17 protein-coding genes are annotated in these 16792 nt (G+C 35.7%); 3 read left to right on the top strand and 14 right to left on the bottom strand.

Going from position 1 to position 16792, the window contains the following annotated elements; translation table 11 throughout:
• Positions 1-194 precede the first annotated feature (194 nt).
• A complete protein-coding gene (locus AC3RVF_RS05415; protein WP_489692945.1) occupies positions 195-1583 on the top strand; it encodes an Ig-like domain-containing protein in 1389 nt (462 codons plus the stop codon).
• An 18-nt stretch (positions 1584-1601) separates the two neighbouring features.
• Positions 1602-3212 (top strand): FG-GAP-like repeat-containing protein, encoded by a 1611-nt coding sequence (locus AC3RVF_RS05420; RefSeq protein ID WP_489690717.1) that lies wholly within the window; start codon positions 1602-1604, stop codon positions 3210-3212.
• 98 nt (positions 3213-3310) lie between these two features.
• Here AC3RVF_RS05420 and AC3RVF_RS05425 read toward each other — a convergent pair whose 3' ends face one another.
• The 14 genes from AC3RVF_RS05425 to rimO all read right to left on the bottom strand — a co-directional run bounded on the left by AC3RVF_RS05425 (position 3311) and on the right by rimO (position 14591).
• Positions 3311-5083, bottom strand: a complete 1773-nt coding sequence (locus tag AC3RVF_RS05425) for an adenylate/guanylate cyclase domain-containing protein (protein ID WP_489690716.1) — start codon at positions 5081-5083, stop codon at positions 3311-3313.
• A gap of 10 nt (positions 5084-5093) precedes the next feature.
• Positions 5094-5591 (bottom strand): hypothetical protein, encoded by a 498-nt coding sequence (locus AC3RVF_RS05430; RefSeq protein ID WP_489690715.1) that lies wholly within the window; start codon positions 5589-5591, stop codon positions 5094-5096.
• A 370-nt stretch (positions 5592-5961) separates the two neighbouring features.
• Positions 5962-6423, bottom strand: a complete 462-nt coding sequence (locus tag AC3RVF_RS05435) for a hypothetical protein (protein WP_489692946.1) — start codon at positions 6421-6423, stop codon at positions 5962-5964.
• Positions 6424-6705: 282 nt separating this feature from the next.
• Positions 6706-6975 (bottom strand): hypothetical protein, encoded by a 270-nt coding sequence (locus tag AC3RVF_RS05440; protein WP_489692467.1) that lies wholly within the window; start codon positions 6973-6975, stop codon positions 6706-6708.
• Position 6976: 1 nt separating this feature from the next.
• Positions 6977-7339 carry a hypothetical protein gene (locus AC3RVF_RS05445; protein ID WP_489692466.1) on the bottom strand — a complete coding sequence of 121 codons (363 nt, stop codon included), beginning with the start codon at positions 7337-7339 and terminating at the stop codon, positions 6977-6979.
• A 160-nt stretch (positions 7340-7499) separates the two neighbouring features.
• Entirely contained in the window at positions 7500-8075 is a 576-nt protein-coding gene (locus AC3RVF_RS05450; protein ID WP_489692947.1) for a pentapeptide repeat-containing protein, read from the bottom strand.
• A gap of 4 nt (positions 8076-8079) precedes the next feature.
• A complete protein-coding gene (locus tag AC3RVF_RS05455; RefSeq protein WP_489692464.1) occupies positions 8080-8772 on the bottom strand; it encodes a SanA/YdcF family protein in 693 nt (230 codons plus the stop codon).
• Positions 8773-8800: 28 nt separating this feature from the next.
• Entirely contained in the window at positions 8801-9532 is a 732-nt protein-coding gene (locus AC3RVF_RS05460; RefSeq protein WP_489692463.1) for a phosphatase PAP2 family protein, read from the bottom strand.
• A gap of 167 nt (positions 9533-9699) precedes the next feature.
• Positions 9700-10086, bottom strand: coding sequence for a VOC family protein (locus AC3RVF_RS05465; protein WP_489692462.1), 387 nt, complete (start codon positions 10084-10086; stop codon positions 9700-9702).
• Between the two features lie 72 nt (positions 10087-10158).
• Complete coding sequence (locus tag AC3RVF_RS05470; RefSeq protein ID WP_489692948.1) at positions 10159-11385, bottom strand: glycosyltransferase; 1227 nt, start codon at positions 11383-11385, stop codon at positions 10159-10161.
• Positions 11386-11434: 49 nt separating this feature from the next.
• Positions 11435-12694, bottom strand: coding sequence for a hypothetical protein (locus AC3RVF_RS05475; protein ID WP_489692460.1), 1260 nt, complete (start codon positions 12692-12694; stop codon positions 11435-11437).
• Positions 12695-12697: 3 nt separating this feature from the next.
• The gene (locus tag AC3RVF_RS05480) at positions 12698-12994 is read right to left on the bottom strand and encodes a type II toxin-antitoxin system RelE/ParE family toxin (protein ID WP_489692459.1); all 297 of its coding nucleotides are present in this window, start codon (positions 12992-12994) and stop codon (positions 12698-12700) included.
• Positions 12994-13218, bottom strand: a complete 225-nt coding sequence (locus AC3RVF_RS05485; protein ID WP_489692458.1) for an addiction module protein — start codon at positions 13216-13218, stop codon at positions 12994-12996. The genes AC3RVF_RS05480 and AC3RVF_RS05485 overlap by 1 nt, the downstream gene beginning before the upstream one ends.
• A 68-nt stretch (positions 13219-13286) precedes the next feature.
• Positions 13287-14591, bottom strand: a complete 1305-nt coding sequence (gene rimO, locus AC3RVF_RS05490) for a 30S ribosomal protein S12 methylthiotransferase RimO (RefSeq protein ID WP_489692457.1) — start codon at positions 14589-14591, stop codon at positions 13287-13289.
• A 170-nt stretch (positions 14592-14761) separates the two neighbouring features.
• Here rimO and AC3RVF_RS05495 point away from each other — a divergent pair, with 170 nt between their 5' ends.
• A complete protein-coding gene (locus tag AC3RVF_RS05495; RefSeq protein ID WP_489692949.1) occupies positions 14762-16660 on the top strand; it encodes a S9 family peptidase in 1899 nt (632 codons plus the stop codon).
• The last annotated feature ends 132 nt before the right edge of the window (positions 16661-16792 follow it).

Raw genomic sequence — 16792 nt, forward strand, 5'->3', positions numbered from 1 at the left:
ATGTACTTCATAAATGCTATTGCGGATTATGTGAGAAATGAATAAATCAGTATTTTTTATAGTGCCCAAAAATATATGAATACATAGTCTTATTTGTTTATTTTTCAAAATGTTAACAGTTATCACTACAAAACAATAAGTTTTTCTTAAGTTTATTGTCCTTTAGAAAAAAGGAAATTATTTATAATAATTATATGAAATCTATAATCCTCCGAATCTGTATTCTTCTGTTTTCAATATTTGCTTTCAATTCGTGTAAAGACGATGAAGGCTCAGGTTATGTTCCTTTAAATATTGTGGCTAACCCAGATTCTGGAGAGGTATTTCAAAATTCATCCTTGGAAATTGTAGTTTTTATTAACGACTCAAACATTCCTGCTGATGGTGTAATTTCAATTACGGCACCACAAAGTGGAACGGCAATAATAAATAATAATGGCACTCCCGGAAATATTCTTGACGATACAATTAAATACATCCCAAATGCTTCATTTTCAGGTGAAGTAACTTTTGAATATACTGTTTGCGACCCAACGGAACAAAGTTGCGGCACGGCTACAGTAACGGTCGATGTTTTGCCATTTTCGCCTGTAAATTTTGATATTTCTATAGTTCCCTTCGATAAGCTTTCAGATTATAATTTTTTTGAAGGAAACCTAGCCGAATTATCTCCTGTTTACGGTGTTTTACCCTATGAACCCATAAACGCCCTGTTTTCAGATTACGCCCACAAAAAGCGTTTTGTTTGGATGCCCTACAATGTAAAAGCAACCTATGTGGCTGATGGAGATGTCTTAAATTTTCCCACCGGAAGCATTTTAATTAAAACCTTCTTTTATGAAAATGTATTGCCTAATAACACCACTCAAAACATCGAAACTCGTTTGCTAATTAAAAAAGCTGAAGGTTGGATTTTCGCCAATTATATTTGGGACGAAAACCAACAAGAAGCCTTTCTTAATACAACGGGCTACGGCTTTAATGTTCCTGTTGAATGGGTGGAAAACGGCGAAACAAAATCGGTTAATTATAGAATTCCTTCAGATTTGGAATGCTTTATTTGCCATAAGTCCAACGACATAATTTTTCCTATTGGCACAAAGCCTCAAAATTTGAATGCTATTTATGAATATGCAGATGGCGTTGAAAATCAGCTTCAAAAATGGGAAGAAATAGGATACCTTTCAAACACCAACATTCCCGCAAATATTGAAACGGTACCAAGTTGGAAAGATATTTCACAGAGTTTAGAAACAAGAGTACGTTCCTATTTTGATGTTAACTGCGCCCATTGCCATGTAGTTGGTGGGCATTGCGGAGCGCGTTCGTTGCGGTTGGCATTTAGGGATAGCCATGACCATGATAATTTAGGAATCTGCACAGATCCAGACCTTCAAATTCCGGGATATGACGGGGCAAAACTCATTACTCCTGGCGATGCAGAAAATTCAATTTTATATTTTAGGGTATCCACTACTTTAGAAGAATATGCAATGCCTATGATTGGGCGTTCTTTGGCAGACGAAGCGTTTCTTCCTGTTTTGGAAGAATGGATTAACTCCCTTACAATAATTTGCGACTAATCAATTAAAACTAATTATATGAAAAAATTAATTACGCTATTCCTAATAATGACATTTATTGGAATTGGAAATGCACAGGTATCTTTTACCCCCGCACCTGTTTCTACAACCGGCTCCGAGCGAGCTGTGGTTGATATGAACGGCGATTTTTTAGACGATTTGGTTTCGGTATCTACTACCAATGTCCAAATACATTATCAACAATCAGATGGCAGTTTTATAGAGACAAACATCACTACTTCTCCTGCAGATAATTCGCCTTCCTGGAGTCTTGCCGCCGCAGATTTTGATGAAAATGGTTTTACCGATTTGCTTTACGGTGGAAATAACGGAGTGACTTTTATGAAAGCAAATAATAATGGTACCGCCTTCGAAGAAGTTTCTTTTCCAGAATACGTTTTTTCACAGCGTTCCAATTTTGTAGATATCAATAACGACGGTCACTTAGATGCTTTTGTTTGTCATGATGTTGCACCTAGCGTCTACTATATTAACAACGGAGATGGAACCTTAACTTTTCACCAAGGTGATATTGGCGACTTTCCCACGGGTGGAAATTATGGTTCTGTTTGGATAGATTATGACAATGACGGCGATATGGATGCGTTTATTGCGAAATGTAATGTAAACGGAGATGTAAATGAGAGAAGTGAAAACCAACTGTACGAAAATGACGGCGCAGGTAATTTTGTAGAAGTCGGCGAAGCTACTGGATTAAAAGACAAAATGCAAACTTGGTCTTCTACTTGGGCAGATTTTGATAACGACGGTTTTTTAGATGTTTTTATAGGAAGTAGTGACAGCAGTTTTACCCATAAATTAAATAGAAATAATGGCGATAAAACCTTTACAGATATTTCTGATTCAACTGGAATAAACGCATTGACCACAACCGGAATCGAAAATTGCAGCTACGATTTCAATAACGATGGTTTTGTGGATATTGCATCTAATGGAAATATTCTTTTAAACAATGGCGACTTAACCTTCACTTTAATCCCTTTGGCATTGCCGAATAACAATGGCTCTTTGGGCGATTTAAATAACGATGGGTTTATCGATTCATTTACGGGTGGAAATATTTATTACAACGATGCCAACGCAAACCACTGGTTAACCGTAAATACTATTGGTGTAGATAGCAATATTAATGGAATTGGCGCTCGCGTTGCCATTACCTCAGCCCTGGGCAATCAAATTCGCGAAGTGCGAAGTGGGGAAGGTTTTAAATATATGAGCACGCTAAACACCCATTTTGGGCTAGGTTTGGATACTGAGATTACAACGCTTACTATTACTTGGCCATCGGGCATTGTAGATGTTTTAGAAAATGTAGCTGTCGATCAGGTAATTTCCGTGGTTGAAGGGTCTACGATTCTGGGTGTAAATGATAATTTGGTGAGCAATCTTATTCTTTATCCCAATCCAACTGAAGGCGTTTTAAATCTTGGCAATTTAACCGATTTCAAAAATCCAGCATTTTCAATTTTCGATGTTCAAGGAAAAAAAGTGATGGATGCTGAATTAGGCGAAAACACAATTGATGTATCAAAATTGGCAGCAGGAAATTACATTCTTAAAATTCAGGATAACACTATTATTAAGACACAACGATTTATTAAGAAGTAGGTTTTAACGGTTTAATATATCGCTTGTTTCGCATGGCGCAGCGCGCTGCTGGCAGCAGCTTCGTCTTTAGTCCTACAGTGTCGTATGCCGTTTTATTATCATTTTAATTTTGTCTCCACGAAGTACATTTTCATTTTTCCTTTGCCTTTTGCAAGTATTCGTCCACGGCTTTTAAAAAATAAGGAGGGTTCATCTTTTAACAATTCATAGGTTGTATGGCTAATATTTATTTTTTCTTTCTCGCCGTTACTTTCCATTCTTGCCGCCGTATTCACAGAGTCTCCAAATAAATCATAAGCAAATTTCGTTTTACCTACAACGCCTGCTACAACTGGGCCTGAATGAATACCCACCCTCATATTCCATTGAATATCATTTGTCAAGTTTCTTTCAATAAGAAAATCAATCATTTTTTGAGCAGCTTGTACGCATCTTTGCGCATGATGTACATTTTCTTCTGGCAATCCACAGGCAGCCATATAAGCATCCCCTATGGTTTCAATCTTCTCTATTTCAAATTCATCCATGATATCATCAAATCGACCAAATATTTGATTTAGCTCTTCAATTAATTTGGTTGCACTAATTGTAGCCACCAATGCTGTAAACCCTTCAAAATCTGTAAATAAAATGGATACATTATCATACTTTTTGCTAGTCGCTTTTCCTGTGTTTTTTAATTCTTGGGCCACTTTTTTAGGTAGGATATTCAATAATAATTTTTCCGATTTTTCCTTTTCTTTGGAAATTGTTCTGTAATACCAGAATAAGGTGAGCAATAATAAAGAGCTAAATCCAAGAATGATAATTTGATTTCTTTTTTGCTGATAAAGAAGATCAACTTCCACCTGTTTTTGAGACACTTCATAATTGGTACGTAAATCTGCCATTTTCGCTACCTCTTCGAGGTTCGTAACACTGTCTCTGTAAGCAATATGCCTTTTATAATAGTCATAAGAGGCACGCGTGTTTGCTTCCAGCTCATAAAGTTCAGAAAGCGTAAGACTGGATTCGCTAATTTGTTTTTTCAAGCCGTGTTTGAGAGCCAAATCGAAGCTTCGTTGTGCATAAGCCAGGGCTGTGGCGCTATTTCCCTGCTTCATATATATATCAGACATATAAGTGAGGTACTCAGAAATCGCATAATAATCCTCCAATTCCTCCAAAACTGTAATGGCGTCATTCATATGTGTTTTGGCGAGCGAGTCTTTACCCAATTCGGCATAGACCATACCTACATTTCCTAAGTTATAGGCCGTACCAATTTTATAATTTGCTTTTTCAAAGATGAGACCGGATTCTTCAAAATTTCGCAACGCCAATTCGTATTTTTTACTGTTAAAATATTCGTCTCCGGCATTTAATAAGGTTGTGGCTAACGCAATAGAATCGCTGGTTTTTCTTAATATCTGAATAGCCTTATCGTAATAAAATTCAGCGTTGGTAGAATTTCCAATTTCTGAATAAGTGTCAGCAATAGCAGTATAGGCACTGCCTTCTCCTTCAAGATATTTAGCTTTCACAGAGGCTTCAGCGCTTTTATAGAAAGCGTCCAAAGCCGCATTTAAATCTCCCGCAAGTCTATGCGAATTTCCCTTCTGAATATACCCTCTATGAAGGTATAAATAGTTGCCCTCTTGCTTAGCTAAGACGATAAGTTCTTTAGCATATCCTATTGAAGCATTCAGATTATGTATCTCATTGAAAGATAAGTTTCGAAGCAGTTCCAATTTTTCTAAACCTCTAAGTTCGTCTTCCTGATATATGGTTAATAGACTATCTGCTAGCTTTTGATCTTGACCAGAGACTATACCTGAAACGAAACAAAATAAGCCAATTAATAAATAATATGCTTTTCTATTTAAAAACATATAGTTGATATCAAGAATTGATCTTAAGCTTTGGATCTATAGCATACTCACGAGTCACTCCATTGTGTGAAATAGTAAATTTGATAATATAAATGTAGCTTTTGTTCGTTACTGAATTGTTTTTAATGGTCGCAGTAACATTTCCAACAGATCCGACATTTAAATCCGCTGTATCGAAAAAATTTGGACTCCCTCCTGTTGGTACGTGATGTACACTTACAAGTTTAGCCTCATATCCAGTATCTGCAGTATTTTCAAGTTGTTGAGGAAGTGTCCATTGCATAGAATAATTTTTAAATACAGTAAGTTCAAAATCCTTGTGACTCTTCCAACTATTTACTAAAAAATCAGAAATGACGTCACTATGCTGATTACTCCTTAAGGAAGTGTGCTTATCAATTTGATTTTCCGTTGCGTGTGCACCAAGTTCAAATAGTTGTTTTGTTTTCACATATATTTCGACGAACCTATTCTTTTTTAGTGCACTTTCTTCATTGCTTGTGTCCATAATTAAATATTTAAATTGGTTATATAATTAAAGAGGTATTAGTTCAGGATTGGAAAGGACAAAAGAAGCTTATACGAAAAGAGATGAGGAAATACCTTAGTAAGATAGGCTAAATTAATGGCTTAGACTAATTTGAATCGATGTTTATAATTGGCTGTCAGACTTTTACACATTTCAGCTCCTGAGGTTGAGCTCTGGTCTATTTAAATGGCCTACGTGCTTGTGCATGGTTAGTGGCGTGTTTAAGTAGATAATTAGGCAAATAAAACAAGAATAAAAATCCGCGAGGATTTTCGTAAGTAGGCGAGGACTAGCCATTAATTATTAATGTTGTTGGCAAAGCGTTTTTTATATTCCGTTTTTTATTCAATTAGTTTTTGTTTTTCAGAACGTCAAATCCGAAAAATCCATCTCGAATTTCAAATTCCACACTTTTATATAATTCCATTTTTTCATAAAATTTAGGAATGAATACTAATTCTTTCCTTTTGCCTTTATATTCAATTATAAAAACAGGCTTATTTTCAGAGCCAGCTTTTCCTGGTCTTTTGGGAAGAAAAGTTCGGTCAATAATTTCATAATTTTCAATTGTTGTTTTTTCGTCTGCTAAATAATAATTAGTTATCATAAAAAAAGAGCAAGCAAGAAATCCAAATCCGCAAACGTAATGCATAGTAGAATAAAAGTAAAGTCCAATTCCGCTATAATTATATGTTTTTCCGAAATTCTTAAAATCTAATAAAAAAGAGATAATTCCAACAACTAATATTATTCCAATTAAAATTGACAATTCAATAATTGTATTTCTGTAAATTACAACTTGCCAAACCATTGAAAAAATTCCTAAAATGAATATTGTCGGATAAAATATTTATCTTTGTTTTTTCGTCATTTTTGCGTTTCGGTCAAAATGTTTGCCAACGTTACGTATAAGAAACGTAGGGCATGAGATAAGCACTTTCGTTTCGGTTTATTACTTAGCTAAATATAAATATTTTGCTTTTATCTTTTCTACTATAAACACCAAATTTTATATTTAGCGGACTTTGTTAATATCCACAGGTCTTCGGTTTAGAACAAACGCCCTATGTTTTTTATACCTTGTTGGCAATAGTTATTTTTTCAACTGTCTGTTTTTTACTACTGCGAAAACAAATACAATTAATACGTGAGTCAATAAACAAATGGCTAATCTAAAGAGAAATCCTAATCCATATTCATCGTGTCCCCAAATTGCTTTTCCATAAATTAAGAACCCAACATATACAATTATTAAAACCCCGTTTGCGATGAAAAATTTGTTGAATTTTTCCCAACCAGAAAGCATATAAATACTTGCAATCCAAATAACAATTGGGATAAGAATGATTAATAATAATTCCATTTTATTTCGTCTTATTTTTGTCAGCGATATTGAAGAAAATATTTCGTAATTCGCTTTTGTCTGTCAGTTCAAAAATTTCAAGCAAAGAGCATATACTTTCAGCTTCCCAAGCATACTTTGAAAGATTTCGATTATATCTATTCAAAAGTTTTTCAAGGTTTGATTGAGTTGTTATTCCGTTAATTTCCTTTTCCAATACAAGAATAAACTCGTTCAAATTATTTACTGAATTTTTCCAATCTCCCCAATCATTTTCCGCTTCGAGTATTTTTTCTGCAATCTTTTCGTCAGTTTTATTTTCAAATCGATTTTCCTCGAGCAAGTCAAATAATTCATCGAAAGTCAGTAAAGGAATTTCTGTCATGTTAATAAGAATCGGTTTCGGATTTCAGTTTTTCTTAATTATTGCCAACATGTTTATATATGAACGCTCAAAATATTATGGCGTATATATTATATTTAGCGCCAATTTCTTGAGCGTCCATCAAATATAATATAAATCGCCTCTTCAAAATGCACTGTTTTTACCGCTCAATTTTAACTTGATATTTATCCAAAAGCCCCACAACTTCTGGCAGCGAAAACTTTGCGCCTTTTATTCGATTTTGCTCGGGATTTATGGAATAGTTGGTGGCATTTCTTAAATCTGCCATTTCTAAATTCGTGTTTTGAAAAGTGGCATTTTGTAAATTGCAGCCAACGAGCTTGGATTTTTTTAAATCTGCCTCGCTGAAATCTACCCCTTTCAATTGTGAATTCATAAAAGCGCTTTTATTCAATTTCACTTTATAGAAAATAGAATGATCTAATTGGCAGGTATCAAAAGTTGCAGCAAAACCAAATTCATTGCAAGCGTCTAATTGCAAGCCTAACATTTTGCAATTTTTAAATTTCACATCCTGAAAAGAAACATTAGCCAATTTAGCGTTACTGAAATTGCAGTCAATAAATTCACATTCCAAAAACTGAATTTTGGAAAGAATAGTGTTTGAAAAATTGCAACTTACAAAAGTGCAATATTCATAATCAGCAACTTCCAACTCCCTTTCAGAATAATTGATATTTGTGAACGTTTGCTCGTCTATATACTTAGAATCCATTTTTTTAGCAACTTATTTCTGGGCAATCAATATTTGAAATTGTATCCACTTTCACAACTCTTTTTATTTCAATTTTATCGCCATAAAACTTAGGTTCAACGTTGAAAATTATATCTAAAAAAGCCTTTGTTCTTGCTAAATATTCACGCGATTGAACCATAAAACCATTCGTCCCATTAATGCCTTTTGCGTTATAACCGATAGCAGTAATTCCTCTGTGTTCAGCTATATAAATCGCTCTTTCATTATGAAATTGCTGCGAAATAATTGTAATATCTACCTGTCCAAAAATTGCTCCCGCCCGCACAACAGAATCTAAAGTTCGGAAACCTGCATAATCTAAAAAGATTACCTCTTCCGGAATTCCGCGTTTTATAAGCTCATTTTTGAACGTAATAGGCTCATTGTAATATTGCGACCCATTATCACCACTCACCAAGATAAAATCAATTTTATCATTCGTATAAAGTTCTACTGCAGCATCAATTCTATATTGAAAATAAAGGTTTATTCCGCCGTCCTTATAATATTTTGCGGTCCCCAAAAGCAATCCCACTCTATTTTTTTGAATAGTTGAAATACTTGAAAAAGTCTTGTTTTTGCTAGCGTTTTCTATTGTATAATTTGAAAAGAAAATCAGTCCCAAAACCACAAAAACAATCAATCCAATACTTTGTTTTAACCTTTTTTTGAGCATTTTTTTTAATTGTAAAAGTCAATTTTTATTACTTCACCTTTGAATCTCTTCTAAAGACATCTGCTAAATTAAATAGTAGAATACAGAAAAACACCCATATTAAACCTGCGATAAATCCACCCGCAATATCTGAAGGATAATGCACACCCAAGTAGACTCTACTAATACCGATGCTAAAAATAATAACTATCAATAGAAGAATTGCAACGTATTTAAGCAATATATTTATTTTAAAACGATGCAAAAGATAGATTAAAAACCCGTAAAACGCCATTGCGCTCATCGCATGTCCACTGGGATAACTTAAGGTCTCTACAACAACCATATGATCAATCCCCGGTCTAGGACGATCTACTAAGCGTTTGAGCATAACGTTTGATATTGAAGCCAACATTAGCACAAAAACAGTTTGAAGAATGTACTTCCAATTTTTAAAATAGAGCACAGTCCCAATTATCGCGATAGCCAGCATTATTAAATAGCCATAAATATCACCCACATCTGTCATGAAAAAAAAGTACTCGGTGAGTAAGGGAGTTCGAAAGGAAATAATGTAATCTGAAATCTGTTGATCGTATTTTGCTAATACATCTTCCTTTAAAGTTTCGGTTAATTCAATAAAAATACTAATTCCAGCAATTACAAGAATTAATGCCGCTAGAACAATAAGTATATAGGGGAGTTTGGGATTGTCTTTCCTAAAAGTGTGTCTTAGAAAACTACCTAATTTCTTTATAAATTCGTATAATGTTTGCCTCATGCCAAATTGAAAAGCTTCAAATATAAGGGCAAATTAGCAGGTATGGATAACTTTTAAGCGTTAAATTTCGGGAAGAAATAAACTCCAATCTAAGATCAAAACTTTATTTTCAATCCACTTATTGAATTTCTATTGTCGTTTATAATCTGAAGATTTTACGCGTTATCTTATGCTTGAGAATGTACACCAAACATATTTCCTTCGGTATCATGCGCTAAAACGATAAAGCCGTATTCTCCAATAGATTGTTTGGCTTTAAAAATTTTACCGCCAGCAGCCTCAACTCTTTTTTGTTCAATACTACAGTCCTCGCTGCCAAAATATACTAAAGTAGAATTTCCGCCAGCGTCAACTCCTTCCATTTTTACTAATGCGCCAGCGGCTCCGTCGCCATTCATTTCCATTGGAAAAAACAACATTTGCAATTCGCCTTCAGAATCGGGCATTGGCATCTCGGATAATTCGAGTTTAAGCACGGTTTCATAAAATTTTTGGGCTCTTTTTAAATCGTTCACATAAATTTCAAACCAAACTACAGGATTCTTGCTTTTCATTTCATTATATTTAAAAGGTTACATACCAAATATAGTGAAATCACTTATTTTGAGATTGAAATATTCTGAAGATTATTCTCGTAAGTTCTTTATTTCAATCCATTTACTCATATATTTAGTGCTTTGTAGGGATTGGTGTTGCAGGATTTGACCAAGAAAATTATGCTGCCGATGCTCTGCTAAATTCTCAGAAATGGTGTAGCTATTATTTATAAATGCATCGGCAAATAGACTTTTCTGAAATCGTTTTTGAACATTATTGAAACCGTTTTGTTGCGCTACTTTCCAGCTATTTTGGTTGGAATATAGCTCGATGGAAGCCGTAATAAACTCTTCTTTTGAAGAAGTAATTGCGCCACCAAAAGGAAGTTTCCCGCACATTCCTTCCGCACCCAACTCGGTAGTTACTGAAGGTAAACCAAAACGCATCGCATCTAAAAGTTTGCCTTTAAGTCCGGCGCCAAAACGAATGGGAGCCAATTGCACTCGGTAATTGCTCATTGTAGTTTCCACATTTTCGGCCCAACCTTTTACAATAAAACCCTCCTTTTTATTATTAAGCTGAAGTATTTGCTGTGGCGCATAAGCTCCATAAATATGTAGTTCCGCCTGCGATAATTGTTTCCTAATTTCGGGCCAAATCTCCTTTAATTGCAAGACTGAATCTACGTTTGGCGCATGCAAAAGGTTTCCTATTGCAATAAAATTCTGACGATTTTCAAATGAAGGAATTGTTTTTTCTTTTGAAATATTTTCAACTAGAAAAGGTAAGTAATGAAGTATTTTAGAAGAAATATTAAAAGTATTTTGAAGCAAATCCATTTCGTATTCTGAAATGATAAGCGAAAGGTCGCAACGCAAAATACTCGCTAATTCGCGTTTTGCGGTTTCCGAAAACAGGTTTGCTTCAGAAACTTGTTTGCCTTTTTTTATTGCTTCTTCCCTAGCTTTCCGTAGAAAATGTAAATCTTCGGTATCGAGAATTTTTAAGGCATCCGGGCAATTTTCAGAAACACGCCACCCGAATTGCTCTTCGGTAATATAGCGATCAAAAATGACGATTTTAGGATTTACTTCTTTTACAAATTCATCTAAAGAAGCATTGTTCAATTGAATGTTTTTGACCGAAATATGTTGCGCTTCAAGATTTACAGTTTTGTCTGACACAGCGGCTGTGCTGGCGAAGATAATTTCGAAATTTTGATCGGTAAACAATTCAATCAACTGCATCATTCTGCTTCCCGCAGCAGTGGTACTGGGCTCGGGAAAGGTGTGGCCGATGATGAGAAGTTTTTTCAATTGTAGATTTTTTTCAAAGATACGGGTTTACAAGAAGTGTAATTACCCCTTATAAATTCGCAATAGAAATAGACGCAGTTTTAATAGATTTTTTCTTGCCGTCAACCATTGTCCAAGCAGCATAAAGCGTATTTCCGGCAATTTCCAACTGCGGGAAACCACTGGCACGTTCAAAACTGGTTTTTGAAATAGTAACAGGAAAACCTTTGGTGCCATCGGCGGAAACTCGCATTACTTGAATTAGAGTTTCTTTACCAATATTTTCCATCCAACTTACAATAGCAGTATTTTCTGAAGTCATTACAACATCAACCCTGCCCATAGTTTCATAGGTGTTTATTTGAATTGGGGCTGCAAAAGTTTTGCCTTTATTACTTGAAAATGCAAGCTGTACTTTGGGGTTGTCGTTTACCGCGGTAAACCAAGCAACCACCGAGTTATTTTTATAGGAAGCAATGGAAGGACCATTAACTGGACAACCAGGAATTTCCCAATTATCATTATAAATTGGTTGCGATTCCGAAAATGAATCATCAAAAAGTCCGATGCGAGAAATGTCCCTAACTTCAGTATCCGTGCGGTCTCTATAAACAATTAATGGTGCGCCATCGATAGATGTTATTGCCGTTTGGCAACAATCGCAAACACTATTATCTAGCTCTACACTGGTTTGCATTGAACCATCTGCGTGTATTACTCGTCCGCGAAGGGTCATTGCTCCCGAACCGTGATTGTCGTGACCTCCAGCTTCTGCCGTGGTGTTTCTTCCATCTAACCAGACCGCATAAAAAGAAGATTTTCCTTGGGGCACTATCGAAACAAAACCATGTTCGCTGGCAGTTCCGTCATTGTGTAAAAGAATATCTTTTTGCCAAGTCTGTGTTTCAGCTGAATAAAGGTTTATTTTGGCATCATACGTATATTTCCCGTTGGCAGATTTTTGTAGATAGCTGATTAAAATATTTCCATTATTTTCAGCAATGGCAGGGAAATCTGCCCAATTTATAAACCAATCATTTCCAGAATTTACTTTAAAAGGTTTTGTCCAATTGCCAGCTTCAAAAGTTGAAAAATACAATTCTGAAATGGAATCTTTCTTTTCAACCCACGACATAAAAAGTTGCTTTTCTGTTCCGAAAAGTCTCGGCAAAGCGCTGTTACCAACAGTTGGGTTTTCTAATACAACAACGGTTTCCGCAGTAGGTTCAAATTTAGAAGAAGTTGTAGCTTCCTTTTTTGTTTCCGTTTTACAGGTAGCGAGTATAGTTACACTAAGAAAAAGAGTGAAGAATAATTTTAAAAAATTCATTGGCTAAATATTTCTGTTCTCCCAGTTTTTAGGGTCGCGACTCGTGTGAAATAGAGCGATTACTTTTATAGTTTCGTTTTCAATAATATAATGGATTCCATAAGGGAAGGTCCTGCAATAACTAACACGAACGTCTTTAAATTTAAGCTGGAATGAAAAAGGTGTTTTTCTGATATATTCGAAGCCGTTATTAATCTCTGTTTTTAACCTGTCCGAAAGTTTACTGCTCCGTTTTTTATACCAATCCAAGGCATCCACAACATCTAAAGTTGCTTCTTCAGATATTACAATAGGATACATTAATCAGGTTCGTTTAATCTATTTTCAAACTCGTCCAAAGAATAGAATTTCATTTCTCCTTCTGAATTTTTCTTCAAACGATGGTCAAGTTCGGCCATTTGTGAGTCTGAAAGTTCTCGATTCTGTTCGCGCTTTAGTAATTGCTTTATTTCTTTCAAGACTTCTTCGCTTTCAGAATCCAACAATAACTGTATTAGCTCTATTTTTTCTGCTTCAAGGTTCATTTGCAATTAATTAATGAACTAAGATAATAAAATTATTAACCACTACCCTTCAACTGCGCTCAAGGTAACTATCTTACAACCTCCGCGTAAAGATCAAAATCTTCGGCAGCTGTAATTTTTACATTGAAAAATTCACCTGCACGCAAATAGTCATCTTCAGCATTAATCAATACTTCGTTGTCTACATCTGGGCTATCAAATTCGGTTCTTCCCACAAAATACCCACCTTCTTTTCTATCAATTACTACGCGGAATTCCTTGCCAATTTTTAGCTGGTTCAATTCCCAAGAAATCTGAGATTGTATTTCCATTATCTGGTTGGCGCGGTCCATTTTTACATCTTCTGGCACATCGTCTTCCAAATTATAAGCGTGTGTATTTTCTTCGTGACTATAAGTAAAACAACCCAAACGTTCAAAACGCATGTCTGATACCCATTGCTTCAAGGTTTGGAAATCTTCTTCAGTTTCTCCCGGATAGCCAACGATAAGTGTAGTTCTAATTGTCATTTCGGGAACGGCTGCTCTAAAATCTTCCAATAATTTTGTAGTCTTCGCTTTTGTAGTTCCGCGGCGCATCGACTTCAAAATAGAATCTGAAATATGCTGCAGCGGAATGTCTATATAATTACAAACTTTCGGCTCGTTTCGCATTACATCTAAAACGTCCATCGGGAAACCCGTTGGGAATGCATAATGCAAACGAATCCATTCTATACCTTCCACTTTTACGAGCTCTTGCAACAATTCTGCAAGATTTCGTTTTTTGTATATGTCTAAGCCGTAATAAGTTAAATCTTGAGCGATTAATATCAATTCCTTAACGCCTTTAGCAGCGAGCTTTTCAGCTTCAATTACCAAATCTTCAATTGGCGTACTTCTGTGTTTTCCACGCATAATTGGGATGGCACAGAATGAACAAGGGCGATCACAACCTTCGGCAATTTTAAAATATGCGTAGTTTTTTGGAGTTGTTGTAACTCGTTCTCCTATTAATTCGTGTTTATAATCTGCGCCCAAAGCTTTTAGCAGGCTTGGCAATTCAGTAGTACCGAAATATGCATCTACATTTGGAATTTCCTTTTGAAGATCTGGCTTATATCTTTCGGAAAGACAACCAGTAACAAAAACTTTATCTACAATGCCTTCCTCCTTTTTTTGAACGTATTCAAGAATAGTGTTTATACTTTCTTCTTTAGCATTTGCAATAAAACCGCAGGTATTAATAACCACAATGTTACCTTCCTCCTCGTGTACCACTTCTTTATTGCTGGCACGCAGTTGGCCCATCAGCACTTCGCTGTCGTATACATTCTTGGAGCAACCAAGGGTTACTACGTTTATCTTGTTCTTCTTTAAGGTTTTGGTACGCATATAATTTTTTATTATCGGGGTGCAAAGATACCACGAAAAAACCGAAACAAATCACAAAACGCACTGGGTAATTCTGACTCCTATTAGTGGCTTTCTGCAAACTGCCATTAAACACTGCCAACTTTTTTGAGTAACTTTACAACTCTTAAAAATTCAAATATTTTATACAGATGAAAAAAATAACTTTTCTGCTGGCCTTTCTATGCGCCGGCTTTTTGTTCGCTCAAAAGACGATGACACCTGAGCTTTTATGGCAGGTGAAAAAAGTAAGCCCAATTGGAATTTCTAATGATGGAAAACAATTGTTCTACAAGGTTTCAACTCCGAATATGGAAGAGAATAGCTTTGATTCCAAATATTACAAAATGGCTGTAACAGGTGGAAACTTTGCGGAAATTTCAAAAGAAGAAGCAATTGTCGCCGATAAGAATGTTTCTCCAAATGGACAATTCCAATTAATAAATAAAGCCGTGCATGTTAAAGACATTACGGGAAAAGATATTTACAGCGACTTACCCAATAGCGATGCCTATGTTTTTACTTCATTAGACTATCGCCATTGGGATACTTATAACGATGGTAGCTACAATCACGTTTTTTATAAAGATGTGAAAACAGGTGCCGAAACAGATATTACTCCGCAACAACCTTATTATACGCCGCAAGCACCTTTTGGTGGCGATGAGGATTATATCTGGGGACCAAAAGGCGAAAACATCTATTATGTAAGCAAAAAAGTAGCTGGAACAGAATATGCTACTAGCACGAATACAGATATATACAAATACAATCTAGCCAGTAAACTAACTGAAAATATTACTGAAGAAAATAAGGGATACGATACCCAACCGGGGTTTTCGAAAGAAGGAGCGCTGGCGTGGCTTCAAATGAAAACTGATGGTTATGAAGCAGACAAGAATGATATTATCGTGCTTCAAAATGGTGTGAAACAAAACTTAACCGCGCAATGGGATGGAACGGTAAATGATTTTACTTGGGCCAACAACAATAAAGACATTTACTTCACAGCTCCGGTTGATGGAACCCAACAAATTTTTAAAGTTGATTATCCGGGCAAAACCAAAAAAATGCCAGTCGTGGAGCAACTTTCAAAAGGACAATTTGACGTTACAAGTATTGTTGCCGAAAAGAACGGTCAGTTAATTGTTACCCGAACTGACATGAATCACGCTTCAGAAATTTTCTCTTTCGATTTGAAAAGCAAAACCTTCAACCAGCTAACCCAAGTAAATAACGAATTCTACGGAAAGTTAGATTTGCCAACAGTTGAAAAAAGAATGGTTACAACCAAAGACAATAAACAAATGTTGGTGTGGGTAATTTTACCGCCAAACTTCGATAAAAATAAAAAGTATCCAACCTTGCTTTATGCTCAAGGTGGGCCACAATCTGCGCTATCTCAATTTTATTCTACACGTTGGAATTTTCAATTAATGGCTTCGGAAGGCTACATTATTGTAGCACCAAACCGTCGCGGAATGCCAGGACACGGTGTGGAATGGAACAAAGCAATTAGTGGCGACTGGGGCGGTGGTGCAATGCAAGATTATCTTGATGCAATAGACGATATTTCAAAAGAAAGCTATGTAGACAAAGACCGTTTAGGCGCTATTGGCGCTAGTTTTGGTGGGTATTCTGTGTTTTGGTTAGCTGGAAATCACGATGGTCGATTTAAAACATTTATCGCTCACGATGGGGTTTTTGATACGCGCGCAATGTACGGAACTACAGAGGAATTATTCTTTGTAAATTACGATATGGGCGGTGCTTATTGGGAAAAAGACAACGCTACAGCACAGAAGTCATTTAATGAATTCAATCCAATCTCTTACGTAGATAAATGGGACACTCCAATTATGATTATTCAAGGAGGAAAAGATTATCGCGTTCCAATTGAACAAGGATTAGGAGCTTTTCAAGCAGCACAGTTAAAAGGAATAAAGAGCAAACTTCTTTATTTCCCCGAAGAAAACCACTGGGTGTTAAAACAACAAAATGCGCTGGTTTGGCAACGTGAATTTTTCAGTTGGCTGAAGGAAACACTGTAAAAAGACTTAAGACCGCTTCGCTAAAAGACGTAAGATGTAAGACTAAAAAAAGCCACGAATTCACAAATAGAGAAAAGAATATAGTCAAATAACCTGCAAGGTTTCCAAAACCTTGTAGGTTTTTTTTATGCT

It is taken from the genome of Aequorivita sp. IT1183, from assembly GCF_058068265.1.